This is a genomic window from Bradyrhizobium sp. 40, from assembly GCF_023100925.1.
Classification (GTDB): Bacteria; Pseudomonadota; Alphaproteobacteria; order Rhizobiales; family Xanthobacteraceae; genus Bradyrhizobium.
This window is the reverse complement of the sequence record NZ_CP064688.1, coordinates 34,896-61,601: the sequence shown is the minus strand read 5'-3', so window position 1 is coordinate 61,601 and position 26,706 is coordinate 34,896. Positions and strand designations below refer to the sequence as shown.

Sequence of the window (26,706 nt, the reverse complement as noted above, 5' to 3'; positions counted from 1 at the left end):
AATGACAGCGTTCCGATCTGTCGCGGTGATCGGCGCGGGCGCCTGGGGCACGGCCCTGGCGATGGTGGCGGCGCGGGCCGGACGGAACGTGACGCTGTGGGCGCGCAATCCCGAGCACGCGACGCGGATCGCATCGAGCCGCGACAATCCGCGGCTGCCCGGCGTGCGGCTTGCTCCGGAGATCATCGTCACGAGCGACCTGGCGCTCGCCGCGCGCGCGGATATGCTGCTGATCGCAGTGCCCGCGCAGCATCTGCGCGGTGCTGTCAACATGCTCGCCTCGCATCTGGCTAGACCGGTGCCGATCATTGCCTGCGCCAAGGGCATCGAGCACGGCACCCATAAATTCATGACCGACGTGATCGCCGAGGCCGCGCCTCACGCGCAGCCGGCGATCCTGTCGGGCCCGAGCTTTGCCGACGATGTCGCGCGTGGCCTGCCGACCGCGGTCACGCTGGCGGCGAGGGAAGAAACACTGGCCAACCATCTGGTGCAGGCGCTGGGCTCGCCGACGTTCCGGCCCTATCACTCCACCGATGTCCGCGGCGTCGAGATCGGCGGCGCCGCCAAGAACGTGCTCGCGATCGCGGTCGGCATCGCGGTCGGGCGCAAGCTCGGCGCTTCCGCCCAGGCCGCACTCACCACCCGCGCCTTTGCCGAGCTGACACGCCTCGGCCGCGCGCTCGGCGCACGCAGCGAAACACTCACGGGCTTGTCTGGCCTCGGCGATCTGATCCTGACCTGCTCGAGCCCACAATCGCGCAACTTCGCGCTCGGCCTGGCGCTTGGCCGCAGCGAGCAGCCGCCCGCCGGCAAGCTTGCCGAAGGCGAATTCACCGCGCCGGTACTGATCGAGCTCGCGGCTTCGCAAAACATCGAAATGCCGGTATCGGAAGCCGTCGCATCGATTCTGACCGGCAGAAGCACGATCGACGCCGCGATCTCGGGGCTCATGACGCGACCTTTCAAGGCAGAGGAATGAACATGGCGTACTGGCTGGTGAAATCCGAGCCATCGGTGTGGTCCTGGGACCAGCAGGTGGCGAAAGGCGCCAAGGGCGAAGCCTGGACCGGCGTGCGCAATTACACCGCGCGCCAGAATCTCGTCGCCATGAAGAAGGGCGATAAGGCGTTCTTCTATCATTCCAACGAGGGCAAGGAAATCGTCGGCATCGCGGAGATCGTCAAGGAAGCCTATCCGGATCCGACCGACAAGACCGAAAAATTCGTCTGCGTCGACATCAAGGCCGACAAACCGTTGAAGAGTCCGGTGACGATGGCGGCGATCAAGGCCGAGAAGAAGCTCGCCGACATGGCGCTGGTGAAATATTCGCGCCTGTCGGTGCAACCGGTGACGGCCGAGGAATGGAAGCTCGTCTGCAAGATGGGCGGGATGTAGGCTTAGGCGCTGTAGCCCGGATGGGCGAAGCGATATCCGGGACTACTGCTGCGATCCCGCATGTCGCTACGCTCATGCGGGCTACGATATCGGAGCTTGTTTCTCCGGCAGCGCAAACACCTCGCAAGGCGCGGCGATGCCGCGCAGCGAATGCGATCCGAGCGCAACAAGAGGCATGTCGGTCTCCGCGGCGAGCGCGCCCGACACCAGCACGGTTCTGCCGAGCGGCTTGCACAATCCTTCGAGCCGGCTGGCGAGATTGACGGCGGGACCGATCGCCGTGAAATCGAGCCGGTTGGCGGCGCCGATATTACCCCACAGCATCTCGCCGAGATGCAGCGCCGCGCCGAACGCGAGCGGCGGGAGATTTTGGGCACGGCGCTCCGCGTTGAGATACGTCATTCCGGCTTCGGCTGCGCTCGCGGCGCGCAGAGCCGCATCGCACGCTTGGCGCGCTGACGCCCCGACCACCGGAAAGATCGCGAGCACACCGTCGCCGATGAATTTCAGCACCTCGCCGCCGAAGGCATGAACCGCGCCGGCGATGCGATCGAACCAGGCATCGAGCGCCGCGATGACGCCGGCAGGTGGCGTGGTTTCCGACAGGAGCGTGAAGTTGCGCAGATCGGCATAGAGCAGCGCGGCCTGAATGGTCTCGCCGAGATCGCGCCGCAGGGGTGCCGCCAGCACCCGCTCCGCGCTGCGCTTGCCAAGATAGGCATCCAGCGTCGCGCGCAAGGTTGCACGCGCGGCAAGCACCGCAAGAGGTGTTGCGGCAAAGCGCGCGGCCTGGCGCAATTGCTCGGTCTCGTCCGCGGTGAACGGACGCGGCCCAATCCAACCGAGCAACGGCCCGTCGGGCCGTCCGACCAAATCTTCGTGCACCTCACCGCCCGCGATGTCACGCAGCCAGCGGCGGCCGGCATCGTTGGGCGGGTCGGGCGCGAGGCCGCCTGGTGCGAAGCCGAGCGCCTCGATCACCCGGCCGTTCTCCGCGCGCCACAACCATGTCCGCTTCGCGATCAGCGGATGCGGCACCTCGAGTGTCAGGCTGCCTGCCGCAAGCGGCACGCCGTCGGCGACCAGATGTGCGCCGAGATCCGCGAGCAGGCGGTCGGCCCCGGTGCTATCGGCGGCGGCATCGACAAGCCAGGTTAGCGTCGGCAAGAGGTGCATGGCCCGATCATGACGAACGCAGGCGGTCTTTGTCACGGGCAATCCTTGACGGGCCGCTCGAGCGCCGCCATGTCCCAGTGCAGCCCAGGGATGATCGCCGATGACCGAACCGTTCATACTGCGACGCGAGACCCAGATCGCCGCCCCACGCGCCACCGTTTTCGCTTACCTGACCGACCCCGAGAAGATTTTGAGCTGGATGGGTTCCGACGCGACCACGGAGCCACATCCCGGCGGGCTGTATCTGCTCAAAGGCATCGGCCCCCGCGGCGGCGTTGCCCGCGGCGCGTTCCGCGAAGTCGTGCCGGTGCATCGTCTCGCCTACACGTTTGGATGGGAGGGCGGCCAGGAAGTGCCGCCCGGCTCGAGCCTGATCGAGATCGACCTGATCGAACGCGACGGCGGCACATTGCTGCGCATGACCCATAGCGGGCTGCCGACCGAGGAACAGGCGGCGGCACACGCGACGGGATGGGCGCATTATCTGGGACGACTCACGACCGCAGCCGCGGGCAGCAATCCCGGTCCCGACAACGGCGTTCCCACCAAGGCGTAACGACGCCAAGTCAGACCGCCGCGGTCGCCACCACCTGCTGCAAAAGTTGCTCGCGCCTGGCCTGCGAGCGCTGGCCCTTCATGGTCGCGGCGAAGCGTTCGAGGATGCCGTCCTCGAACGCGGTGACGATGGTATCGTGAACATAGCTCCTGCGGCAGATGGCCGGCGTGTTGGAGAGCTGATCGGCAGCGCCGCGGATCGCCTCCAGCACCTGCTTCTTGCGGCCGCGCTGGCTGGTCGCCGGCGTGATCCGCGACAGCGATTCCACGACGACGGCAGAGGCCATCAGCGTGCGGAAATCCTTCAGCGAGATCTTGATGCCGGCGATCTCGCGCAGAAACGCGTTCACCTGGGTGGTGCTGACCGCGCGCACGATGCCATAGGGATCGCGATACTGGAACATGCGCTTGCCGGGAACGTCCTGCAAAATCCCAATGGCACGCACGAGCTTGGCCGCGTCGCATTCTTTGCGCACAGCCTTGCCGCCCTTCGCCTTGAAGGTCAGCACGAAGCTGTCGTCTTCCAGCGAGACGTTGGACTTCAGCAGCGTGGTGGCGCCGCGGGTGCCGTTGAGACGGGCATAGGATTCGTTGCCGGGGCGGATCGCGGTGCGCGCAATCAGTTCGATGACGGCGGAGAGCGCGAACTCGCGGGTCGGCTCGTCGCCCGACAGGAACGCCGAGACCTTGCGCCGGATCTTGGGCAGCGCGCCGACGAGCTTCTCCAGGCGATGCGCCTTGCGTTGCTCGCGGACCTTCTCCCAATCGGCGTGATAGCGATATTGCAGCCGGCCCGCGGCATCGCGTCCCACCGCCTGGAGATGCGTGCTCGGATCGGCCGAGTAGCGCACCTCGCGATAGGCCGGCGGCACTGCCATCGAATGCAGCCGCCGAATGGTGCGGGCATCGCGGATGTGAACGCCGTTGGGCCGCACGAAGGAATAGCCCTTGCCGCGCCTGATGCGACGAATGGTCAGCTCGTTCTGGTCGCCGAGCCGCAGGCCCAGTTCCTTGGCGAGGGCCTCGACCGTCGCCGCAGGCGCCGTGTCGAACGCTTTTTTCGGGCTGGGATGGCCGGAACCGGCCGGTTTCGGCCATTGTCCGAGGGCTTTGGCCAGCGCAATGGCTGCAGGATCGGCTGAAGCGGGCCGCAAAGTCCCGAGATTCTGCTGATCCATCATAGCCTTATGCCTTAGCCCTGTCTGTTATCGGTCAATGCCGCTGTTCTGATTTTTGTTCCAAGGGTCTCGTTGGGCCCGGGTTGGCCATTTAGGGTGTTCCGAACCGCATTGCGAGTCCCGAATCAGTGAGGGCGGTCTCTAAATACCGCTGCCGGGAGCATGGCGCTCTGCGCCGGCCCATTCCGAGGATCTCGGTAAAGACCCGAAAGCCCCCGTCGCCCTGTTTCAAAACTGCGACAGTCGCACGAAGCGGCTTGATCCTCCGCATGGCCGGCTGCTCGCCGAAGGTCCAGCTTGTGCACCTTGTCGGGTCCGGTTAGCCCGACGCATAATCGGTTCAACGATCAAGTCGGCTCGCCCGTGGTCTGTGCTCGGCTTGCCGTATGTGGAGGGAAACATGTCCGAGAAGATCTACGACGTCCCCGCGGAATGGGCGAAGCGCGCCTGGATCGACCAGGCCAAGTACAAGGACATGTACGCCCGCTCGATCTCGGACCCGAACGGTTTCTGGGCGGAGCAGGCCAAGCGCATCGACTGGATGCACGCTCCGACCAAAATCGAGAACGTCTCCTTCGCGCCCGGCAACATCTCGATCAAATGGTTCGAGGACGGCATCCTCAACGTCGCCCATAATTGCATCGACCGGCATCTCCACAGCCGCGCCAACCAGACCGCGATCATCTGGGAAGGCGACGATCCCTCACAATCCCGGCACATCACTTACAAGGAGCTGCACGACGAGGTCTGCCGGATGGCCAACATCCTGCGCACCCGGAACGTCAAGAAGGGCGACCGTGTCACCATCTACCTGCCGATGATTCCGGAGGCGGCCTACGCAATGCTGGCCTGCGCGCGGATCGGCGCGATTCACTCCGTGGTGTTCGCCGGCTTCTCGCCCGACAGTCTCGCCCAGCGCATCAACGACTGCCAGTCCAAGGTGATCATCACCGCGGATGAGGGCCTGCGCGGCGGCAAGAAGGTGCCGCTGAAGGCCAATGTCGACGCGGCGCTCGCCAAGGCAGACGGCGTCGACTGGGTCGTCGTGGTCAAGCGCACCGGCGGCGCGGTCGAAATGAATCCCTCGCGCGACCTCTGGTACCACGACGCCGCCAAAATGGTGACGACGGAATGCCCGGTCGAGCACATGCACGCCGAGGATCCGCTGTTCATCCTCTACACCTCGGGCTCGACAGGCCAGCCCAAGGGCGTGCTGCACACCTCCGCCGGCTATCTCGTGTTCGCCGCGATGACCCATCAATACGTCTTCGACTATCACGACGGCGACATCTACTGGTGCACCGCCGACGTCGGCTGGGTCACCGGCCACAGCTACATTCTCTACGGACCGCTAGCCAACGGCGCGACCACACTGATGTTCGAAGGCGTGCCGAATTACCCGGATAATTCGCGATTCTGGAACGTCATCGACAAGCACAAGGTCAACATCTTCTACACCGCGCCGACCGCGATCCGCGCGCTGATGCAGAGCGGCGACGCGCCCGTGAAGAAGACCTCGCGCGCCAGCTTGCGCCTGCTCGGCTCTGTCGGCGAGCCGATCAATCCGGAAGCGTGGGAGTGGTATCACCGCGTCGTCGGCGACGACCGTTGCCCGATCGTCGACACCTGGTGGCAGACCGAGACCGGCGGCATTTTGATCACGCCGCTACCCGGCGCCACCAAGCTCAAGCCAGGCTCGGCGACGCAGCCGTTCTTCGGCGTGGTGCCTGAGATCGTCGACGCCGACGGCAACGTGCTGGACGGCGAGACATCAGGCAATCTGTGCCTGACGCGGTCATGGCCGGGCCAGATGCGCACGGTTTATGGCGACCACGCCCGCTTCGAGCAGACTTATTTCTCGACCTACAAGGGCAAGTATTTCACGGGCGACGGCTGCCGGCGCGATGCCGACGGTTATTACTGGATCACCGGCCGCGTCGACGACGTCATCAACGTCTCCGGCCACCGCATGGGTACCGCCGAAGTCGAAAGCGCGCTGGTGGCGCATGAGAAGGTCTCGGAAGCCGCCGTGGTCGGTTACCCGCACGACATCAAGGGTCAGGGCATCTACGCCTATGTGACCCTGATGGCCGGCATCGAGCCGACCGAGGATCTGCGCAAGGAGCTCGTCACCTGGGTGCGCAAGGAGATCGGCCCGATCGCTGCGCCCGACCAGATCCAATTCTCGCCCGGCCTGCCCAAGACCCGCTCCGGCAAGATCATGCGCCGCATCCTGCGCAAGATCGCCGAGGACGAGCCGGGCAGCCTGGGCGACACCTCGACCTTGGCCGATCCCGGCGTGGTCGACGACCTCGTCAAGAACCGGCAGAACAAGAAGTCCGCGTAAAGGCAGTCTCGTGCCCCGGACGCAGCGCAGCGCGCATTTCGCGGTGCGCTGCTGAGCCGGGGCCCCATGCAACGGCAGACGCTGTGGCTTTCTCGGTCCCGGCTCTGTGTCGCACCGCTTCGCGCTGCGCCGCGTCCGGGACACGAGACCGCATCTCCGCGTTAGCGCTCCCCGAACAACGGCCGTTCACATCCTCACGCACTTGTCAGGCGGCGCCCCGGCGCCCGAGCATCTTTCCCGCTGAGTGTTGTTTTCAGGTCATTTACTTTGTTTCGAACATTTCCTTTGTTCCCCCTGCTGGCTGGCCCTTGGCTGCCGTGCGTGGAAACCATCCGGTTAACAAGCGCGGTTAAGAATGTCCCCTGACAAGGACTTGTAACAAGGACTTGCAACAAGGACTTGGCGGGCCGGCGATTGCCGGTTTTGCGTAATTTTGGACGGTCCGTTCGGGGCAAGGGGAAAATCGATGTCGATGAGGATTGCTGTGGCGCTGGCCGCCACCGTCGGGGCTGGGGTCTTGATGTCGACGGCGGCGCAGGCACGGCCGGAAATGGTGGGGACGCACCTGGCTGACTATTCGCCGGGCACCATCGTGGTCAAAACCAACGAGCGTCGGCTCTATCTCGTCCTCGATAACGGCCACGCCGTGCGCTACCCGGTCGGCGTCGGCAAGTCCGGCAAGCAGTGGGCCGGCACCACCCGCATCGACGGCAAGTACCGCAATCCGGCCTGGGCGCCGCCTGCCGAAGTGAAGCGCGACAAGCCGAGCATCCCGGACGTCATCCCGGGCGGCTCGCCGCGCAATCCGATGGGCGTCGCGGCGATGACGCTGTCCGGCGGTGAATATGCCATCCACGGAACCAACGTGCCGGGCTCGATCGGCGGCTTCGTCTCCTATGGCTGCATCCGCATGCTCAACGACGACATCACCGATCTCTACAGCCGCGTCTCGGTCGGCACGACGGTGGTCGTGACGCGCTGATCGCCGGCATCAGGGCGAGACAACAACAGCCGCGTCTTTCGACGCGGCTTTTTTGTCACCAGAAGCGCCAGCTCCGCGCGCACCAGCCGTCACGATGGCCGCCATTGTAGCTCCGCGCATAGCCGCCGGCGAGCAACGCCGCCGAGACATTGGCCGTGCGTTTGGTCGCGACGTCAGCAAGAACGCGTCCGTATTTGTCAGGTCCGAGATTGGTGATCGTCACGCCACCCTGGCCGAGCAGGTCGCGGAGCGCGGCGGCGGCGGCTTCAGCCTTGTCGAGTTCTTCCTGGCAGGAGGCTTTCATCTCAGGTGCATCGATGCCGCGCAGGCGAACGCGCACGACGAGATCGCGGCCGTTATGCTGACGAACGCGTGCGAGAAAGGTGTCGCCGTCGATGGTGCGAACGACATCGACCGGCTCGCGACGATCGGGATGGCCGTCTTGCTGGAGTACAATCTCGGCGTCTCGTGATTGACCGTCGGTCGCGTGAGGGAACGGCCAGTTCATCCCGTGCCGGAACGTGAACACCACGGCCACCACGATTCCGACCACGAACATCCACGGCAACAGCCCTGAGAACCGGCGACCAAATGGCGAGCCGCTGTATGAAGGCCGATAGGGACGGCTTGGATCGAAACGCGACATTCGCGCACGCTAGGGCTGAGTCGGGCAATCCGGCAAGCGAGCCTCGAAAGGCAAGCTTCAGAAATCCGAAGCGATGCCCTTGCGCTCCCAATCGCCATAGCGGGTCGGCTCGGGTCCTTTTGGCCCCTGCAACTCCTTAGGCGCCGCCTGGGCGTCGTTTTTGGCTCGGACTGCCGCAGCCTGCCGGCGCGCTTCGGCCTCGGCCAGCGCGCGCTGGGCGGCCGGCGTGAGCTGCTTGCGGTCGGGAACGGAAGGCTGGTCACTCATCGTCGGCTTTCTAGCGCGGGGCGGCCCGCGACGCGACGCCCAATAACGCATTCCTGAAATGGCTCCGAAAGGGCTGAAAAACCCGGAAGCGATTCTTACATTTGGCATATTCGCGTGCCAGAGATCACCTCCTCAAGGCATGCGCCCATTACGGCGAACTGCCGCTCGCTCAGAACCTTGTTTCCGCATGCCTTCTCAACGTTTCGCTCCTCCATCCGAAGTGCCCGGTCTCGCGGCGCGGCGGATTGCCGCCGACATCGTCGACGGCGTGCTGCAAAAGCACCGCACGCTTGACGAGCAGCTCGACGGCAGCGGCGCCCATCCCGGACTGAAGACGCTCCCCGACCGCGACCGCGCGCTGATGCGCCGCCTGGTCGCCACCGTGCTGCGCCGGCTCGGCACGCTCGGCCATGTGCTGTCCCGCCTGCTCGACAAGGGCATTCCCTCCGACGCGCCGCGCGCGCAGAGCGCGCTGTTGATCGGCGCCGCCCAGATCCTCTGGATGGACGTGCCCGATCACGCGGCCGTCGATCTCTCCGTTCGCCTCGTGCAATCCGACCGGCGCGCCGCGCGCTATGCCGGCCTCGTCAACGCCGTGCTGCGCCGTTGCGCCCGCGAGGGCAAAGCGCTGGTGGACGAGGTTGCCGCACAATCGCTGGACCTGCCGCCCTGGATGGTCGCGCGCTGGCGCGCGCACTACGGCGAAACAGTCGCAAGAGACATGGCGCTCGCGCTCAGCCACGATCCTTCGCTGGATCTGACTGTGAAGTCGGACGCCGCGCAATGGGCGAGCCGCCTCCATGGCGAAGTCCTGCCGACCGGATCGGTTCGTACGGTGCTGCACGGCGCAGTGACCATGCTTCCCGGCTTCGCCGAAGGACAATGGTGGGTGCAGGACGCCGCCGCTGCGCTGCCGGCCCGGCTGTTCGGCGACATCAAGGGCAAATCCATCGCCGATCTCTGCGCCGCTCCCGGCGGCAAGACCGCGCAACTGGCGCAAGCCGGCGCCCATGTCACCGCCATCGACCGCTCGCCCGCCCGGGTGGCGCGCCTGCGCGAGAATCTGACGCGGTTGTCGCTCCAGGCCGAGACCGTCGTCGCCGACGCCGCGGAATGGTCCGGCCCTGCCGATGGCTTCGACGGCATCCTCATTGATGCGCCTTGCACATCGACCGGGACGATCCGCCGCCATCCCGACGTATCCTGGCTTCGGCAGGAATCCGACATCGCCGCAATGACCGCGCTCCAGCGGCGGCTGCTGCAAAAATCGGCCTCGCTGCTCAAGCCCGGCGGAACGCTGGTCTACTGTACCTGCTCGCTGGAACCCGAAGAGGGCGAGCATGCGGTCGCCGCGCTGCTGGCCGCAGAGCCTGGGCTTCGCCGGGTTCCGATCGATGCGTCCGAGGTGTCGGGACTCAGCGAGATCGTCACCGCCGAGGGCGATCTGCGCACTCTGCCCAGCCATCTGCCAAACGCTGATCCCAAGCTCGGCGGGCTCGACGGATTTTTCGCGGCCCGGCTCGTTAAATCCTGATTTTGCACTGGATTTTGCAACCACGGCGCTGATTCGCGTCGTTCAAGGTGGTGTCGGCCGTCCGATTTTGGGATTAATAAGGATTCGTCGGAATCCTCTCCCCCATCAAGGTAAGGCGTGTCGGTCGCTCAACGCAGACGTATCTCGACGCTGGTGATGAACCGCTTCGCGCGGAACATGCTCGCGCGCGCGAGCGGCGGTTCCGTCGCCCTGTCGCGGGTCTGGCCCGGCCGCGCCGACCGCTTGATCATCGCGCCGCATGATCTGCGCACCGCGGACGCGACCCGCGCCGCCGAGATCTATGCCGGCCGCTTCGTCTTCGCCGGCAAGATCGTCAACTGCCACGGCCGTTCGATCTTCGATCTCGAGCCGCCGTCGGAGGATTGGGAGGTTGCGCTGCTCGGCTTCGGCTGGCTGCGCCATTTGCGCGCCGCCGACACCGCGCTGACGCGCGCGAATGCGCGCTCGCTGATCGAGGACTGGATCGGCAACCCGGCTAGCAAGCGCCGTCCCGTCGCGCGACGCGCCGACGTGCTGGCGCGACGCGTGATCTCCCTGCTGTCGCAGGCGCCGCTGGTGCTCAACGATACCGATAACAAATTCTACCGTCGCTATCTGCGCGCGCTGGCACGCGAGATCCGCTTGCTGCGCTACACCATGGTCAACATTCCCGACGGTGTGCCGAAGCTCCAAGTGCTGATCGCGCTGTGCTATGCGGCGCTGTGCCTCGCCAACCAGGCAAGTCACATCCGCAGCACCTCGAAAAAGCTCTCGGATGAATTGCAGCGGCAGATCCTGCCCGACGGAGGGCATGTCTCGCGCAACCCGGGCGCGCTGATCGAGCTGTTGATCGACCTGTTGCCGCTGCGGCAGACCTTTGCCGCGCGCAACATCGCGCCGCCGCCCGCGCTGCTCAATGCGATCGACCGCATGATGCCGATGCTCCGCTTCTTCCGCCACGGCGACGGCAATTTCGCGCTGTTCAACGGCATGAGCGCGACGCCCTCGGACCTGCTCGCGACGCTGCTTGCCTATGACGACACCCACGGCGCGCCGATGTCGAACATGCCGCATACCGGTTTCCAGCGCCTCGATGCCGGCCAGACCACTTTGATCATCGACACCGGCCCGCCGCCGGCGGCCGGCGTCAGTCACGACGCCCATGCCGGCTGCCTGTCGTTCGAACTATCCTCCGGCATCAGCCGCATCGTCACCAATTGCGGCATGCCGACCACGGGCCGCGACAATTGGCGGCCGTTCGCACGCGGCACGGCGGCGCATTCGACGCTGACCTATCACGACACCTCGTCATGCCAGTTCGTGGAGATGTCGGCGATGAAGCGGCTGTTGCACGGTGCTCCGGTCACCAGCGGCCCCGTCGAGGTCGAGAGCTATCGCGAAATCGTGCAGAACGGCACGCTGCTCACGACGTCGCATGACGGCTACCTCACAAAATTCGGCGCGATCCACCGCCGCGTGCTGATGATCGCCAATGACGGCGCACGCATCGACGGCGAGGACACGCTGTCGCCGCCGCAAGGCGGACGCTTCAAGGGTCCGGATGCCGATTTCGCGCTGCGATTCCATCTGCACCCGGCGGTGAAGGCGAGCCGGCTGTCCGACGCCCGCGGCGTCATGCTGGTGCTGCCGAACCGCGACGTCTGGACCTTCGAGGCGCTCGACGACAAGGTCGAGCTGGAGGACAGCGTATCCCTGGCCGGCAATGACGGCCCGCGCCGCACCGCGCAGATCGTGATCCGTCAGGATGCGCGGCAGGCGCCTTCGATCCGCTGGAGTTTTGTCCGCTCCACCGCCTCGCCGGCGATCACGAATGCCCGCAGAAATGCGCGGCGGGAGCCGGAACTTCCGCTGTAGACGCATGTGATTCGGCCCGATCTGAACGTTGTGAAAGCGACCGAAAACTGCTATCGAGCCCTCGCTCGCGCGACTGGCGACCTTGGATGGAGCACCATCGGGAAGCGCGGGACTGAGAAGCCGCGCGCCTGGGCATAGACACTCCTTCAGACAGAGGATCTTGCTCATGACTGACCATCCCCGCCGCGTCACCCGCGCCCTTCTCTCCGTTTCCGACAAGACTGGCCTGATCGAATTCGCGAAGGCGCTTGCCGCGCACGACGTCGAGCTGGTCTCGACCGGCGGCACCGCGAAGGCGATCGCCGCGGCCGGCCTCAAGGTGAAGGACGTCTCCGAACTGACCGGCTTCCCGGAAATGATGGATGGCCGGGTCAAGACGCTGCATCCGAAGGTGCATGGCGGCCTGCTCGCGATCCGCGACAACAAGGACCATGCGGACGCGATGACGGCGCATGGCATCGCGCCGATCGATCTCCTCGTCGTCAATCTCTATCCGTTCGAGGCGACCGTCGACAAAGGCGCGGGCTTCGAGGATTGCATCGAGAACATCGATATCGGCGGCCCCGCGATGATCCGCGCCGCTGCGAAGAATCATGACGACGTCGCCGTCGTGGTCGAGGCGCAGGACTATCAGGCCGTGCTCGACGAGCTCGCCGCCAACAAAGGTGCGACCACGCTGAAGTTGCGGCGGCGCCTTGCCGCCAAGGCTTACGCGCGCACTGCCGCCTATGACGCCGCGATCTCGAACTGGTTCAACCGCCAGCTCGAGATCGACGCGCCCGATTTCCGCGCCTTCGGCGGCCGGCTGATCCAGTCGCTGCGCTATGGCGAGAATCCGCACCAGACCGCGGCGTTCTATGCGACCCCCGACAAGCGGCCGGGCGTCTCGACCGCGCGGCAGCTCCAGGGCAAGGAGCTCTCCTACAACAACATCAACGACACCGATGCAGCCTATGAATGCATCGGCGAGTTCGACGCCAAGCGCACCGCGGCCTGCGTCATCGTCAAGCATGCCAATCCCTGCGGCGTCGCGGAGGGCTCCGACCTGGTCAGTGCCTATCGCAAGGCGCTGGCCTGCGATTCCACCTCGGCGTTCGGCGGCATCATCGCGATGAACCGGGCACTCGATGCCGACACCGCGCGCGAGATCACGAAAATCTTCACCGAGGTGATCATCGCGCCGGACGCAAGCGAGGAAGCGGTCGCCATCATCGGTGCGCGCAAGAACCTGCGCCTGCTGCTCGCCGGCAGCCTGCCCGATCCGCGCGCGCCGGGCCTCACCGCCAAGACGGTGGCGGGCGGTCTCCTCGTGCAGAGCCGCGACAACGCCGTGGTCGACGACATGACCTTCAAGGTCGTGACCAGGCGTGCGCCAACGGATGCCGAGATGCACGACCTGAAGTTTGCTTTCCGTGTCGCAAAACACGTCAAGTCCAACACCATCATCTACGCCAAGGATCTCGCCACCGTCGGCATCGGCGCCGGCCAGATGAGCCGGGTCGATTCAGCGCGGATCGCGGCACGCAAGGCTCAGGATGCGGCCGCCGAGCTGAAGCTCGCCGAACCGCTCACCAAGGGCTCGGTGGTGGCGTCGGATGCGTTCTTCCCGTTCGCCGACGGCATGCTCGCCTGCATCGAGGCCGGCGCCACCGCCGTGGTGCAGCCCGGCGGCTCCATGCGCGACGACGAGGTCATAAAGGCCGCCGACGAGCACGGCATTGCCATGGTGTTCACGGGCACGCGGCACTTCAGGCACTGATGGATTGGCGTACGGGCCATTCGATCGAATTCGTCATTGCGAGCGCAGCGAAGCAATCCAGAACCTTTCCGCGGAGAAAACCTGGATTGCTTCGTCGCTTCGCGCCTCGCAATGACGGGAATGAATCGCGGTAGCGTGGCTATTCCCGCACCCGCATCAACAGCGCCAGCCCCGCGACGAAGAACACCACCAGCACGGCCATGCCGGCCTTCTGGCTCGCCGTCACCGCGGTGATCACGCCGATCAGCAGCGGGCCGATGAAGGACGTCACTTTCCCCGTCAGTGCGAACAGACCGAAATACTGCGCGATGCGGTCCTTCGGTGCGAGACGGACCAGGAGCGTGCGTGAGGCGGCTTGCAGCGGGCCGCCGGCTGCACCGATCAAGCAGCCCAGCACCAGATAAGCGCGCTCAGCCGCAGCGGCGAACAATGCACCGCCGGGCGCGGGCGGCGCGACCTTGATGAAGAAGATCGAATCCTTGTCGACCAGCAGGATCGCCGCCAGCGCCAGCAGCAGGATCAGCATGCTGCCGGCGATCACGCGCTTCGGCCCGAAGCGATCGTCCAGCTTGCCGCCAAACCAGGCGCCAAACGCGCCGGCGATCGCGAGCATGATCCCGAACGTGCCGATCTGGATCGTGTGCCAGCCGAACGTGCCAGCCGCATAGATGCCGCCGAAGGCAAACAGCGACACCAGACCGTCGGTGTAGATCATGTTGGCGAGCAGAAACGCGGCAAGCGATTTCTGCTGCGGCAGCCCCTTGATCGATTGCTTCAGCTCCGACAGGCCTTCGTGCAGCGCCTCGCGCACCGGGCGCTTCGCCGGATAGTCGGGTGTGAACAGGAACATCGGCGTCACGAAAATGATGAACCAAAGCCCGGTCAACGGTCCGGCGGCGCGGTCGCCCTGATGGCTGACGGGATCGAGCCCGAACAGAGGCGTGAGACCGAGCAGCGTGCGGCCGGTCTCGGGATTGGCTGCGAGCAGGCCGAGCACGATGATCAGGCTGACGATGCCGCCGACATAACCCGTCGCCCAGCCGGTGCCGGAGAGCCGGCCGATCCGCTCCGGCGGCACCAGCGTCGGCATCATCGCATTGTTGAAGAGAGTGGCGAATTCCGCGCCGACGCTGGCGAGCGCGACCGCGGTGAGCAGTGGCGGAATGATCGAGGGATCGCCGGGCTTGCCGATCCACAGCGTGCAGGATGCCAGCACCAGCACTGCACCGAATCCGGCGATCCATGGCTTCCTGCGGCCCGAAGCATCGGCGATAGCCCCCAACACCGGCGACATCAGCGCGATCGCGAGGCCCGCGGCAGCCATCGCAAAGCCCCACAGCGATTGCCCGGTGGCGGGATTCGGCGCAATGCCGGTGGCGAAATAGGGCGCGAACACGAAGGTCGTGATCAGGGTGAAATATGGCTGCGCGGCCCAGTCGAAGAAGATCCAGCTGACCACGGCGCTGCGCGGCGGATAGGTCCGCTGCGCGCCGGCGATGCGCGCATCCGGGGCGATCGTCGTCACTCCATAATCCTCATCACGAACAGTTTTGCCTCTGTCGGGGCAAACCGTATAGCATTGCAGCGCTGCATGTGAACTGCCCATGGCCATTGCGGAAGTTTGATGATGTCGTCTTTCTCGACACGGCGGACATTTTTCGCCTTCCTTTCCACTCTGGCGTTCGGACTTCCGGCCGCGACCGCGCAGGATGCGCGGCGGGCCTATGTGCAGCCCGCGCTCGACACGGTGCATGCCGTTCCCGCCGAGCACGGCATGGTGGTGGCGCAGGAGAAAATCTCCGCGCAGGTCGGCGCCGACATCCTGCGGCGCGGCGGCAATGCCGTCGACGCTGCGGTCGCGACCGGCTTTGCGATGGCCGTGACCTATCCGCGCGCCGGCAATATCGGCGGTGGCGGCTTCATGGTGATTCATTCCACGGAGCGCAACGAAGACATCACGATCGACTATCGCGAGACCGCGCCGGACGCGACCACGCCGGAGATCTTCCTCGGCGCCGACGGCAAGCCCGACGCGGCGAAGTCGCGGGATTCCGCGCTCGGCGTCGGCGTGCCCGGCACGGTCGCGGGTCTTGCGCTGGCCCTGGAAAAATATGGCTCGGGCCGGTTCACGCTGGCGCAACTGCTCGAGCCCGCGATCGCGCTCGCCCGCGATGGCTTCCTCGTCGGCGACGACATTGCCGACACGCTGCCGGGCTGGCACAAGCGGCTGGTGCGTTGGCCCTCCTCGGCCAGGATCTTCTCGCGGCCCGATGGCACGCCGCTCGGCGAAGGCGACAGGCTGGTGCAGAGCGACCTCGCCGAAACGCTGTCGGCCGTCGCCGCACAGGGCCCGCGCGGTTTCTATGAGGGGCCGGTCGCTGAGAAACTCGCCAAGGCCGTGGCTGACGCGGGCGGCATCATGACGCCGGCCGATTTGAAATCCTATCAGGCGGTCATCCGCGCGCCGGTGCGCGGCACTTATCGCGGCTATGACATCGTGTCGATGCCGTTGCCGTCGTCGGGCGGCGTGGTGCTGGTGGAGACGCTCAATATTCTCGAAGGTTTTCAGCTCGCTGATCTGAAGCAGGGATCGCCGGCCTCGCTGCATCTGCTGATCGAGGCCATGAAGCGCGCTTATGCGGACCGGGCGCGCTATCTCGGCGATCCCGCCTTCGTCAACGCGCCGATCGGGACGCTCACCGCCAAAGACTACGCCGCGAAGCTGCGGGCAACCATCTCCGCCGATCGCGCCACGCCGTCGAAACAGCTCGTTTCCACCGCGACCTCACCGCATGAGGGCAGCAACACCACGCATTTTTCCGTCGTCGACTGCAGCGGCAACGCCGTCAGCAACACCTATACGCTGAACTTCAGCTACGGCGTCGGCCTCGTCGCCGACGGCACCGGCGTGCTGCTCAACAACGAGCTTGACGATTTCACAGCGGCGGTCGGCGCTTCCAATGCCTATGGCCTTGTCGGCTTCGAGGCCAATTTGCCCGGGCCGGGCAAGCGGCCGCTGTCCTCGATGTCGCCGACCATCGTCCTGAAGGACGGCAAGCCGGTTCTGGTGACGGGCTCGCCGGGCGGCAGCCGGATCATCTCGACCGTGCTCCAGGTGATCGTCAACGTCCTCGATTACAAAATGGACGTCGCGGCTGCCGTGGCCGCACCGCGGCTGCATCACCAATGGTTGCCCGACGAGGTCCGGGTCGAGGGCGGCTTCCCCGATCATGTGCTGCTCGAGCTGAAGGCGATGGATCATCTCATCGTCGCGCCGATGGGGCAGACATCGGCGAATTCGATCGCGGTGACCGCCAATGGTCCGCTCGGCGCGCCTGATCCGCGTAGCCGAGGTGCGGAAGCAGCGGGGCAGTAACTCTGTCCTTGCATGGCGCGAAGGCCGGTGGCCGGCTTGCGCGCGCCGCCGCGCGTGCTACCACCGCGAGGCTAAAGAAACTACGAAAGAAAACACTGTCGGGAAACGCACATGACCACAGTTGATCCGAACCAGCGCATCGAACGCGCCGAGATCGAGGACACCAGCCTTCTTGCCTTCTACCGCGACATGAACGCGCCGGAGCGGCGGACGTTCTGGGCCTGCGCCGCAGGCTGGGCGCTCGACGGCATGGACTTCATGATCTATCCGCTGGTGATCGGCACCATCATCGCGCTGTGGAAGGTCGATGCGGGATCGGCCGGGCTCGCCGGCACCGTGACGCTGCTGGCCTCCGCCATCGGCGGCTGGCTCGGCGGCTATCTCTCCGACCATATCGGCCGGGTCAGAACGCTCCAGATCACCATCATCTGGTTCTCGTTCTTCTCGCTGGTCTGCGCGGTCGTGCAGAATTTCGAACAGCTCCTGATCGCGCGCGCGGTGCTGGGCCTCGGCTTCGGCGGAGAGTGGGCGGCGGGCGCCGTGCTGATGGGTGAAGCGATCCGGCCGCAATATCGCGGGCGTGCGGTCGGCTCGGTGCAGTCGGGCTGGGCCGTCGGCTGGGGCCTTGCAGTGCTGTCGCAGGCGATCCTGTTCTCGGCTTTGCCGGCGGAGACAGCGTGGCGCTGGATGTTCGTGATCGGCGCGCTGCCGGCGCTGCTGGTGTTCTACATCCGCCGCTCCGTGACCGAGCCGGAGATCGCGGCTGAGGCCCGCGCCAAGCAGGCCGCGAGCGGCAATCGTCCGGCGCTCTGGGAAATTTTCTCGGGCCCGATCCTGAAGACCACGATCCTGGCGTCGCTGATGGCGACGGGCTGCCAGGGCGGCTACTACGCCGTCACCTTCTGGGTGCCGCAGTTTTTGACCAAGGAGCGGCATCTGTCGATCGTCGGCTCGACCGGCTATCTGTCGACGCTGATCATCGGCTCCTTCATCGGCTATCTCACCGGCGCCTGGCTCGCCGACCGGATCGGACGACGCAATCTCTTTCTGACCTTCTCGATCGGCGCGATCGCGGTTGTGCTGCTTTACACGCAGCTACCGCTCACCAACGAAATCCTGTGGGTGCTCGGCTTCCCGCTCGGCTTTTTCGCCTCGGGCTATTTCTCCGGCGTCGGCGCGTTCCTGACCGAGCTTTATCCAACGCGACTGCGCGGCTCTGGCCAGGGGTTCTGCTACAATTTCGGCCGCGGCATCGGCGCGCTGTTTCCGTTCCTGGTCGGAGCGCTATCGGCGACGACGTCGCTTGCGAATGCGATCGCGATGTTCGCGGTGGTGGCTTACGCGCTGTTCTTCATCGCCGCCTTCGCGCTGCCGGAGACGCGCGGGCGCGTGCTGCACGCGGACTAATGCAGGCAGCTATCGTCCGACCTGATACGGCCCGCCCTTTTCGAGGGCGCGGCTGTACGCTGGCCGCGCGTGAATGCGCTCCAGGAACGCCATCGCCTTGGGATGGCCGAGTTCGAGCCCGCCGCGCGCCTGGGCTGCTTCGAGCGGAAAGCTCATCTGGATGTCGGCGGCGGTGAACTCGTTGCCGGCGAACCACTCGCTCTTCGCAAGCTCGCCTTCCCAATAGTCCATGTGCTGCTTGAGCTGCGGATTGACCAATGCGGTGAGCGCCTGGTTCGAAACCTTGCGCACCAGCGGGCGGAGCAACGCCGGCGCACGCTTCGGCATCAGGGTGAACAGCAGCTTGAGCAGCAGCGGCTGCATCGCAGAGCCCTCCGCATAGTGCAGCCAATAGGTGAAACGCAGCCGCTCCGGCGTGTTCGGCGGCGGGACCAGCCGGCCGTTGCCGTAGGTGGCGATGAGATATTCGATGATCGCGCCTGACTCGGCGATAGTGTTGCCGTTGTCGGTGATGACGGGCGACTTGCCGAGCGGATGGATGGCGCGAAGCTCCTTCGGCGCGCGCATGTCAGGCTGGCGCTCGTAGCGCACGATCTCGTAGGGCACGCCCAACTCCTCGAGCAGCCACAGCACGCGCTGCGAGCGGGAATTGTTGAGGTGATGAACGGTCAGCATTCGCATGGTCCTCGGGGCTAGGCATGGTCGATCGGCCGCGCGTTCGTGCCAGCCCGGGAACACAATGTCGAGCCATCCGGTCGGATATTTTTATCCGGATATATTGACCTTTGTAATTCACCCGGGTATTAACGTCGCCACCGTGACCAATTTGGCAATGATTCCAATGCAGAAGACTTTCACCGCTTTCCAAGGGCATCGCCGTCTGGTCTCCGGGCCAGCCGGAGAGGTCGCGCTGGTCATCAAGCGGATGGCGGAGCGGCCGGACGAGCCCATCGTCGTCTTCGAGGACGCCACGGGCCGGTCGATCGACTTCGATCTGCGCGGTGGGGACCGCGAGGTGCTGGCGCGGCTCGCGAAGCTTGTGCCGCCGCCGGTCGAGGAGACCCCATCGCCGAGCGAACCGCGCGGCCGCGGCCGGCCGAGGCTCGGCGTGGTCGCGCGCGAGGTGACGCTGCTGCCGCGGCACTGGGAGTGGCTCAGCGCGCAGCCAGGCGGCGCTTCGGTCGCGCTGCGGAAACTTGTCGAAGAGGCGCGGCGCGCCAGCGGCGACAAGGACCGCGAGCGGCAGGCGCGCGATGCGGCCTATCACTTCATGTCGACCATGGCCGGCAATCTGCCGCAGTTCGAGGAGGCATCGCGCGCGTTGTTTGCGGATGACCGGCGGCGTTTCACCGGACTGATCGCAGATTGGCCCGCCGACATCCGCGACCACATCGTCAAGCTCGCCTATAGTGATCGCGCTTAGGCGCGCGCCTTCTCCCAACCCCATCGACGGCCAGGCCACGCGCACTTCGCGTGGCGACGGTTTCGCACGCCCTGATGAAAGGCTAATCCATGTCCGCCGCCAAGCCGCTCTGGAAAAGTTTTCTGCGCTTCCTCGCACCGTTGATGCTGAGCAACGCGCTGCAATCGCTGTTCGGCACCGTCAGCAACGTCTATCTCGGCCAGATGATCGGGATCGACGCGCTCGCATCGGTCTCGGTGTTCTTTCCGGTGATGTTCTTCCTGTTCGCCTTCGTCATGGGGCTGAGCACCGGCGCCACGGTGCTGATCGGCCAGGCCTATGGTGCGGGCGAGCAGGGCCGGATCAAGCTCATCGTGGGCACGACGCTCGCGATCGGCCTGCTGCTCTCGATTGCAATTGCACTGATCGGCGGGATCTTCAGCCGCCAATTGATGACGATGCTCGCAACGCCTCCGGACATTCTCGACCAGGCCAGCGCCTATGCCCGCGTCATGCTGCTCACCATGCCGCTCGGCTTCGTCTTCTTGCTGACGACGGCGATGATCCGCGGCGTCGGCGACGCGCTGACGCCGCTGCTGGCGCTGGCCTTGTCGACTGCGATCGGCTTGATTCTGACGCCGATTCTGATCCGCGGGTCGTTCGGATTGCCGGCGGCCGGCATCACCAGCCCGGCCTGGGCCGCGGCGATCGCCAACGTTCTGACGCTGATCGCGCTGGCGGCCTATCTGCTGCGAAGAAAACATGAGTTGGCACCGGACGCTGCACTGCTGCGCCATCTGCGGCTCAATCGTGTGGTGCTGGGACAGATCCTCGGCATTGGACTGCCGAGCGCGATTGGTATGGTGGTGATGGCGATCGCCGAGCTGGTGCTGCTCGGCCTCGTCAACGGCTTCGGCTCGAACGCAACCGCAGCCTATGGCGCGGTCAACCAGGTGATGGGCTACACGCAGTTCACGGCGATGTCGATTTCAATCGCGGTCTCGATACTCGGTGCCCAAGCGGTCGGCCGCGGCGACAGAGCGGGGCTCAACGGCATCGTGCGCACCGGACTGGCGTTCAACATCGTCCTGACGGGCGGGCTGGTGGCGCTGATCTATCTCGCGCCGCGCGCCGTGCTCGGCATGTTCATCACTGATGATACCGTGCTCGATCTGGCGAAGGGCTTGCTCAACATCGCACTGTGGAGCTCGGTGCCGTTCGGCCTGGCGACGGTGTTTTCCGGCGCGATGCGCGCTGCCGGCGTGGCACTGACGCCAATGCTGCTCGCGATCTTCGCCATCGGAGCAATCGAACTACCGTCCGCGGTGATCCTGAGCCGTACGATCGGCCTTGAGGGTGTGTGGGCCGCCTATCCGATCGTGTTCTGCGCCATGTTCCTGTTGCAGATGGGCTATTACCTTCTGGTGTGGCGCAAGCGGACGATCCGGCGTCTGTCCTGACGAACATCAAGAGATTATGACCGTCATTAAAAGGTGGACCCGCGGGCCGCGCTACGCCACAATGCGAAAAAGCGACCTCAGGGAGAATGATTTTGACCCGCACAGCCCCGCAATTCCTGTTCGATTTCGGCAGTCCAAATGCCTATCTCAGTCATCTCGCGATTCCGGCGATCGAGCAGCGCATCGGCGTCAAGTTCGAGTACGTGCCGATCCTGCTCGGCGGCATCTTCAAGTCGACCAACAACAAGTCGCCGGCCGAGACGCTTGCCGGCGTCAAGAACAAGCGGGAATTCCAGGCGGTCGAGACCGAGCGCTTCGTCAAGCGCTTCAAGGTGCAGCCCTATGTCTGGAATCCGTTCTTCCCGGTCAACACGCTGAACCTGATGCGCGCGGCAATCGCGGCGCAGCTCGAAGGCGTGTTCGAGATCTATGTCGAGGCCGCCTTCCACCACATGTGGCGCGAGCCGAAGAAGATGGACGATCCGGAAATCGCGGCGAAGGCGCTGGCGTCCTCCGGCCTCGACGCGCAAAAGCTGTTCACCCGCGCCGGGGAACCCGAGGTGAAGGGCAGACTGATCAAGAACACCGAGGACGCCGTCGCGCGCGGTGCGTTCGGCTCGCCGACCTTCTTTGTCGGCGACGAGATGTTCTTCGGCAAGGAGCAGTTGCGCGAGGTCGAGGAGATGGTGTCGGGGAAGTGATTTTCGTATGATGGACAGATCGAGCCATCATCTCCAACGTCGTCCTGGCGGAAGCCAGGACCCATAATCACCGAAGGGTGTGGCTGTGACGAGCTGGGGCTCCAACTTGCCCGACAATAGGCAGTCGGGGTAATGGGTTGGCTTTCGCCAGGACGACGGCAAGAAACAACGACGACGGCAAGAAACAATAAGGACGATCCCATGCGTATCCTCGTGGTCGGCGCTGGCGCCATCGGCGGCTATTTTGGTGGCAGGCTGTTGCAGGCCGGCCGCGACGTCACCTTCCTGGTTCGGCCGCGGCGCGCCAGCGAGCTCGCGAGCGCCGGCCTCGTCATCAAGAGCCCGAACGGCGACGTGACCTTGAAAAATCCGCCGACCGTTCAGGCCGACGCGCTCAAGGACAAGTTCGACGTCGTGCTGCTCAGCTGCAAGGCCTTCGACCTCGACGACGCAATCAAGTCGTTCGCGGCAGCAGTCGGGCCGAATACGGCGATCATCCCGATGCTCAACGGCATGAAGCATCTCGACATCCTCGACGACAAGTTCGGCAAGGAGCGCGTGCTCGGTGGCCTCTGCGCCATCGCCGCAACGCTCGACGAGAAGCGCGAGGTGGTGCAGCTCCAGCCGATGCAGTCGATCAATTACGGCGAGCGCGATGGCAAGCTGTCGGATCGGGTCAAGGCGATCGACGAGGCCTTCAAGAGCGGCATCAATGGTGCAACGGCCAGCCAGAACATCATGCAGGACATGTGGGAGAAGTGGGTGTTCCTCTCCTCGCTGGCGGCGTCCACCAGCCTGATGCGTACCTCTGTCGGCAACATCCTCGCCGCTCCCGGCGGCAGGGATTTCCTGCTCGGCATGCTGGACGAGACCAGCGCGATCGCCGCCGCGTCTGGCTACACGCCGGGCGGGCCGTTCTTCGAGCGCGTGAAGGGCAACCTCACCACCGAGGGCTCGCCGATGACGGCCTCGATGTTCCGTGACGTCAAGGCCGGCCTGCCGGTCGAAGCCGATCACGTCATCGGCGACCTCATCGCGCGCGCCGACGCCGCCAAGGTGCCAGTCCCGAAGCTGCGCATCGCCTACACGCATTTGAAGGCGTATGAGAAGCAGCGAGCTAGCTAACCGCAGCTTCAGCTATTTGAAATACGCGAGATAGTGCGAGACGGCGGTGATTTCCTCATCACTCATGTGATAGGCGACATCGGCCATCGCAGCGCCTCCACCGCCGACGCGCTGGCTGCTCTTGTAGTCGTGCAGCGCCTTGACGAGGTATTCCTCGCGCTGGCCCGCGAGCCGCGCAACGGCCTTGGTGCCGGCAAAGCTATCCGTATGACATGAGGCGCAGCGGCGGCCGACGGCGACCTGGGCGCCCTTTTTCGACAGGTCCGGATCCTTGTCCTCCGCCGCTGTCGGCGGCGTCAGCGCGGCGAAATAGGCGCCGAGATTGCGGACGTCCTCGTTGGTGATTTCCTCGGCAATGGGCTGCATCTGGTCGTTCTTGCGCGAGCCGGCGCGGAAAAACACCAGCTGCCATTGCAGGAACTGATCGGGCTGGCCGGCGAGCGAAGGAATGTTCTCGGTCTGCGAGATGCCATTCTCACCGTGACAACCGGCGCAGACGGCGGCCTTCTCCTTGATCGCGGCATTGTCCGCGGCGCTTGTCGGGAGAGAACCGAGCGCGAGAAGCGCAACCGCGCTGATTGCGTGCGAGATGAACTGCCGGCGCATGATTGGAATTTCCGATCTGTCGAACGCTCATTCCGGGGCGGCGAAGCGCGTGCCCGGAGTTCGATAACCCCCGTTCGTCACTATGGGTTCCGGACTTCTACGTAAGCAGGAACGACAGCGTGCGAAATTGAAATGAGAAAGGCTGCGGCGCCCCTCGGCACCGCAGCCTTGTGTCGTCTTAGGCTACTTCTTGCTGTAGCTGATGCGGTAGATCGCGCCGGCCCAATCGTCGGCGACGAGGATCGAGCCGTCCTTGGCGAGGATGATATCGTCGGGACGGCCGAGATAGCCCTGGTCGCCCTCGATCCAGCCGGAGGCGAACACCTCCTGCTTGGCGTTCTTGCCGTCGGGACCGACGATCACGCGCATGATGCGGCCGCCCTGGTACTTGTGACGATTCCAGGAGCCGTGCTCGGCGATCAGGATGTTGTTCTTGTACTCGGCCGGGAATTGGTCGCCGGTATAGAACTTCATGCCGAGCGGAGCGACGTGAGCGCCGAGGTTCAGCACGGGCGGCGTGAACTCGGAGCATTTGTGGCCCATCGCGAACTTGGTATCCGGCAGGTCACCCTGGTGGCAGTAGGGATAGCCGAAGTGCTCGCCGATCTTGCTGATCATGTTCAGCTTGTCCGAGGGAAGATCGTCGCTGATCCAATCGCGGGCATTCTCGGTGAACCAGAACTTGCCGGTGCGCGGATCGACGTCGCCGCCGACCGAGTTGCGAACGCCGAGCGCATAGATTTCCGCATTGCCGGTCTTGGGATCGACGCGGCGGATCTGCGACACGCTGGTCGGGGGAACGCCGATGTTGAAGGGCGGTCCGAACGGAATGTAGAACCAGCCTTCCTTGTCGACCGCGATGTACTTCCAGCCATGCGCGGCATAGGACGGCATGTCGTCATAGACGACCTTGCCCTCGCCGGGATTGTCGAGCTTGTTTTCGATGTCGTCGTAGCGGATCAGCTTGTCGACCGCGATGACGTAGAGCGCACCGTCCTTGACGGCCAGACCCGTGGGCATGTTCAGCCCCTTGAGGATGGTCTTGACCTCTTTCTTTCCGTTGTTGTCCTTGATGGCGTAGACGTTGCCGAGGCCGAACGAACCGACGAACAGCGTGCCCTTGTCACCCCAGGCCATCTGCCGCGCGGCCAGCACACCGGAGGCGTAGACCTCCATCTTGAAGCCCGGTGGCAGCTTGACCTTCTTGACGATGTTGGCGAGCTCGGAATCGGACGCGCCGGTCGGCGGACCGGACGGCGGCGCCAGGCCCTTCTGCGCCTCGGTCTCGTCGCCGAGGAACCAGTCGTCCGGCGGATGGGTCCAGAACTCCTTGGTGCCGGATTCGTATTTCTTCAGCGGCTTGTTCTTGTCCTGCTGCTGCGCGTGACCGGCGCTTGTCCCCGCGAGAAGGGCAACCGCTGCAAGCGCCAGGACGGATTGAAAGGCGGATTGAAAGACGGATCGATGGAATTTCATCGCGTCACTCCCCTAAGGCAGCCGTCAGGGCTGCACATTTATTTTATTTTGCTATCGAGAGGCGAAGTTCGGACTCTGTCGAGAGGACAGACGCAGAAGGTTAGCACATCTGCGAGCGGTGAGAAGCGCGCCGCGTGCGCCGCGATAGCGCTCAGTAAAAATTGAGACGTAAAGTCAATGATGGCGAATGCCGCGACGACACCGCTCTCGCTGCAGCGCGGAATCAAGATCACGCGCAGCTAATTTGCAGGCAGCAGGAGGTCCGGAACAAAAAAACGCGAAACAACCCCATGCACAGTAGAAATGCTCTGGCCGCCTTGCTGCCGGTGGCGCCGGGTAGACATTTGACGCGTCGAGCGAATTCGCGAAGGTGGCGGCTAAGGGGCGACGGGGTAGGGACCATCGTCGAAAATCGTCTCATGATAGCCTTTCGAGCCGACATCGCGCGCGAGCGTGCTGCGAAAATCACGGTCATCGCGAAGGCATTTCAGGACATGCGCGAAGTCGAATTCGGGCCGCCAGCCTAGTTCGCGCCGCGCACGCTCATTGACATAGACGCGGTCGATCGCGGGGAATAGCCGCCAGCCGCGCGCAGCAAAGAGCTCCGCACAATCCGGATAGAGCTCGCGCACGACACCGGCCGCGTCACGTGCCAGCGCCGCGAGATGGCGTTGCTCGAACGGGCTCGTGGCCGACAGGATGTAGCGGGCAAACCCGATGTCCGGCGCGCGCTCTGCGGCGAGGAGATGGGCGTTCACCGCGTCCGCGATATCCAGCCGGCGATAGAGCAGCTCGTTGGCCTGCGCGTTCTCCGGCGGGTAAGCCGACCGCATCGCCGGATCGTCATCGTCTTCCGGGAAGAAGCGCGAGGTCCTCAAGACCACGACGGGCAGGCCGCGCTCGCGACAGAACAGCTCGCAGAGAGTTTCGGCCATCAGTTTGGTCGTGCCGTAGACGTTCTTCGGGATCGGCGCCAGGTCCTCGGTGACCCACACCGCGGCTTGGCCCGCGTCGGAGCGGAGTTGCGAGCCGAACGCGCTGGTGGTGCTGGTGAAAACAAAACTGCGCACGCCGGCGGCTGCGGCCGCCTCAAGCAGGTTGAGCGTGCCGGTGACATTGGTGTCGATGAAATCTTGCTTGCTGTGGGTCGCCACATGCGGCTTGTGCAGCGTCGCGGTGTGGATCACCGCGGTGACGCCGTCCATCTGGTGCCGCACGAAATCGGGATCGACGATCGAACCGACGGCGTCGGTGAAGGGCGACGCCTTCAGGTCGATGCCCCGCGCAGGCGAACCGCGCCCGCGGAGCGTGCGGAGAAGGGCCTCGCCAAGATGGCCCGCGCTGCCGGTAACCAGAATCGTCATTCGTGACCCAATACAGCCGCCAGCGGCGTGGAAAACCACGTGCCCGTCCGGTCCGGCTGGATGCTTTGGGAA

23 protein-coding genes and 1 riboswitch are annotated in these 26,706 nt (G+C 65.0%); of the genes, 14 read left to right on the top strand and 9 right to left on the bottom strand.

The window, feature by feature from the left end; translation table 11 throughout:
- The first annotated feature begins 1 nt into the window (after position 1).
- On the top strand, positions 2–982 hold the full coding sequence (locus IVB40_RS00305; protein ID WP_247461115.1) for an NAD(P)H-dependent glycerol-3-phosphate dehydrogenase: 981 nt from the start codon (positions 2–4) through the stop codon (positions 980–982).
- Between the two features lie 2 nt (positions 983–984).
- Entirely contained in the window at positions 985–1,398 is a 414-nt protein-coding gene (locus tag IVB40_RS00300; RefSeq protein ID WP_247405333.1) for an EVE domain-containing protein, read from the top strand.
- An 81-nt stretch (positions 1,399–1,479) separates the two neighbouring features.
- Here IVB40_RS00300 and IVB40_RS00295 read toward each other — a convergent pair whose 3' ends face one another.
- Entirely contained in the window at positions 1,480–2,574 is a 1,095-nt protein-coding gene (locus IVB40_RS00295; protein WP_247817802.1) for an adenylate/guanylate cyclase domain-containing protein, read from the bottom strand.
- Positions 2,575–2,674: 100 nt separating this feature from the next.
- On the opposite strand from IVB40_RS00295, the gene IVB40_RS00290 reads away from it, so the two are divergent.
- Entirely contained in the window at positions 2,675–3,130 is a 456-nt protein-coding gene (locus tag IVB40_RS00290) for an SRPBCC domain-containing protein (RefSeq protein ID WP_247817801.1), read from the top strand.
- A gap of 10 nt (positions 3,131–3,140) precedes the next feature.
- Here IVB40_RS00290 and IVB40_RS00285 read toward each other — a convergent pair whose 3' ends face one another.
- On the bottom strand, positions 3,141–4,310 hold the full coding sequence (locus IVB40_RS00285; protein ID WP_247817800.1) for a DNA topoisomerase IB: 1,170 nt from the start codon (positions 4,308–4,310) through the stop codon (positions 3,141–3,143).
- 397 nt (positions 4,311–4,707) lie between these two features.
- Here IVB40_RS00285 and acs point away from each other — a divergent pair, with 397 nt between their 5' ends.
- Together acs and IVB40_RS00275 are read left to right on the top strand one after the other, a co-directional pair.
- A complete protein-coding gene (gene acs, locus IVB40_RS00280; RefSeq protein WP_247429951.1) occupies positions 4,708–6,654 on the top strand; it encodes an acetate--CoA ligase in 1,947 nt (648 codons plus the stop codon).
- A 466-nt stretch (positions 6,655–7,120) separates the two neighbouring features.
- Positions 7,121–7,636: a L,D-transpeptidase gene (locus IVB40_RS00275; protein ID WP_027566299.1), complete on the top strand. Its 516-nt coding sequence runs from the start codon at positions 7,121–7,123 to the stop codon at positions 7,634–7,636.
- Between the two features lie 55 nt (positions 7,637–7,691).
- Here IVB40_RS00275 and IVB40_RS00270 read toward each other — a convergent pair whose 3' ends face one another.
- Both IVB40_RS00270 and IVB40_RS00265 read right to left on the bottom strand, forming a co-directional pair.
- A complete protein-coding gene (locus IVB40_RS00270) occupies positions 7,692–8,282 on the bottom strand; it encodes a thermonuclease family protein (RefSeq protein ID WP_247817799.1) in 591 nt (196 codons plus the stop codon).
- A gap of 57 nt (positions 8,283–8,339) precedes the next feature.
- Positions 8,340–8,549 (bottom strand): DUF1674 domain-containing protein, encoded by a 210-nt coding sequence (locus IVB40_RS00265; protein WP_027566297.1) that lies wholly within the window; start codon positions 8,547–8,549, stop codon positions 8,340–8,342.
- A 187-nt stretch (positions 8,550–8,736) separates the two neighbouring features.
- On the opposite strand from IVB40_RS00265, the gene IVB40_RS00260 reads away from it, so the two are divergent.
- The 3 genes from IVB40_RS00260 to purH all read left to right on the top strand — a co-directional run bounded on the left by IVB40_RS00260 (position 8,737) and on the right by purH (position 13,717).
- Positions 8,737–10,083 carry an RsmB/NOP family class I SAM-dependent RNA methyltransferase gene (locus IVB40_RS00260; protein ID WP_247817798.1) on the top strand — a complete coding sequence of 449 codons (1,347 nt, stop codon included), beginning with the start codon at positions 8,737–8,739 and terminating at the stop codon, positions 10,081–10,083.
- A gap of 156 nt (positions 10,084–10,239) precedes the next feature.
- A complete protein-coding gene (locus IVB40_RS00255; RefSeq protein WP_247285459.1) occupies positions 10,240–11,958 on the top strand; it encodes a heparinase II/III family protein in 1,719 nt (572 codons plus the stop codon).
- Positions 11,959–12,017: 59 nt separating this feature from the next.
- A riboswitch (ZMP/ZTP riboswitch) is annotated at positions 12,018–12,099 on the top strand.
- A 25-nt stretch (positions 12,100–12,124) separates the two neighbouring features.
- Positions 12,125–13,717 (top strand): bifunctional phosphoribosylaminoimidazolecarboxamide formyltransferase/IMP cyclohydrolase, encoded by a 1,593-nt coding sequence (purH, locus tag IVB40_RS00250; protein WP_247429930.1) that lies wholly within the window; start codon positions 12,125–12,127, stop codon positions 13,715–13,717.
- Between the two features lie 139 nt (positions 13,718–13,856).
- Here the strand turns inward: purH and IVB40_RS00245 are convergent, their stop codons facing one another.
- Positions 13,857–15,242, bottom strand: coding sequence for an MFS transporter (locus IVB40_RS00245; protein WP_247817797.1), 1,386 nt, complete (start codon positions 15,240–15,242; stop codon positions 13,857–13,859).
- A gap of 99 nt (positions 15,243–15,341) precedes the next feature.
- On the opposite strand from IVB40_RS00245, the gene ggt reads away from it, so the two are divergent.
- Positions 15,342–17,093, top strand: coding sequence for a gamma-glutamyltransferase (gene ggt, locus IVB40_RS00240; RefSeq protein ID WP_247817796.1), 1,752 nt, complete (start codon positions 15,342–15,344; stop codon positions 17,091–17,093).
- A gap of 111 nt (positions 17,094–17,204) precedes the next feature.
- Positions 17,205–18,500 (top strand): MFS transporter, encoded by a 1,296-nt coding sequence (locus tag IVB40_RS00235; protein ID WP_247817795.1) that lies wholly within the window; start codon positions 17,205–17,207, stop codon positions 18,498–18,500.
- Positions 18,501–18,509: 9 nt separating this feature from the next.
- Here IVB40_RS00235 and IVB40_RS00230 read toward each other — a convergent pair whose 3' ends face one another.
- Positions 18,510–19,175, bottom strand: a complete 666-nt coding sequence (locus IVB40_RS00230; protein ID WP_247284999.1) for a glutathione S-transferase — start codon at positions 19,173–19,175, stop codon at positions 18,510–18,512.
- A gap of 166 nt (positions 19,176–19,341) precedes the next feature.
- On the opposite strand from IVB40_RS00230, the gene IVB40_RS00225 reads away from it, so the two are divergent.
- The 4 genes from IVB40_RS00225 (at position 19,342) to panE (ending at position 23,188) form a co-directional block, all read left to right on the top strand.
- Positions 19,342–19,923: a DUF2239 family protein gene (locus IVB40_RS00225; protein ID WP_247817794.1), complete on the top strand. Its 582-nt coding sequence runs from the start codon at positions 19,342–19,344 to the stop codon at positions 19,921–19,923.
- Between the two features lie 89 nt (positions 19,924–20,012).
- Positions 20,013–21,362 (top strand): MATE family efflux transporter, encoded by a 1,350-nt coding sequence (locus IVB40_RS00220; protein ID WP_247817793.1) that lies wholly within the window; start codon positions 20,013–20,015, stop codon positions 21,360–21,362.
- An 86-nt stretch (positions 21,363–21,448) separates the two neighbouring features.
- A complete protein-coding gene (locus IVB40_RS00215; RefSeq protein ID WP_247817792.1) occupies positions 21,449–22,063 on the top strand; it encodes a 2-hydroxychromene-2-carboxylate isomerase in 615 nt (204 codons plus the stop codon).
- 201 nt (positions 22,064–22,264) lie between these two features.
- The gene (panE, locus tag IVB40_RS00210) at positions 22,265–23,188 is read left to right on the top strand and encodes a 2-dehydropantoate 2-reductase (RefSeq protein WP_247405300.1); all 924 of its coding nucleotides are present in this window, start codon (positions 22,265–22,267) and stop codon (positions 23,186–23,188) included.
- A 12-nt stretch (positions 23,189–23,200) separates the two neighbouring features.
- Here the strand turns inward: panE and IVB40_RS00205 are convergent, their stop codons facing one another.
- The 3 genes from IVB40_RS00205 to IVB40_RS00195 all read right to left on the bottom strand — a co-directional run bounded on the left by IVB40_RS00205 (position 23,201) and on the right by IVB40_RS00195 (position 26,634).
- The gene (locus tag IVB40_RS00205; RefSeq protein WP_211394972.1) at positions 23,201–23,794 is read right to left on the bottom strand and encodes a c-type cytochrome; all 594 of its coding nucleotides are present in this window, start codon (positions 23,792–23,794) and stop codon (positions 23,201–23,203) included.
- A 183-nt stretch (positions 23,795–23,977) separates the two neighbouring features.
- Positions 23,978–25,270 carry a PQQ-dependent sugar dehydrogenase gene (locus tag IVB40_RS00200; RefSeq protein WP_247357336.1) on the bottom strand — a complete coding sequence of 431 codons (1,293 nt, stop codon included), beginning with the start codon at positions 25,268–25,270 and terminating at the stop codon, positions 23,978–23,980.
- Positions 25,271–25,647: 377 nt separating this feature from the next.
- Positions 25,648–26,634: an NAD(P)-dependent oxidoreductase gene (locus tag IVB40_RS00195; protein ID WP_247817791.1), complete on the bottom strand. Its 987-nt coding sequence runs from the start codon at positions 26,632–26,634 to the stop codon at positions 25,648–25,650.
- Between the last annotated feature and the right edge of the window lie 72 nt (positions 26,635–26,706).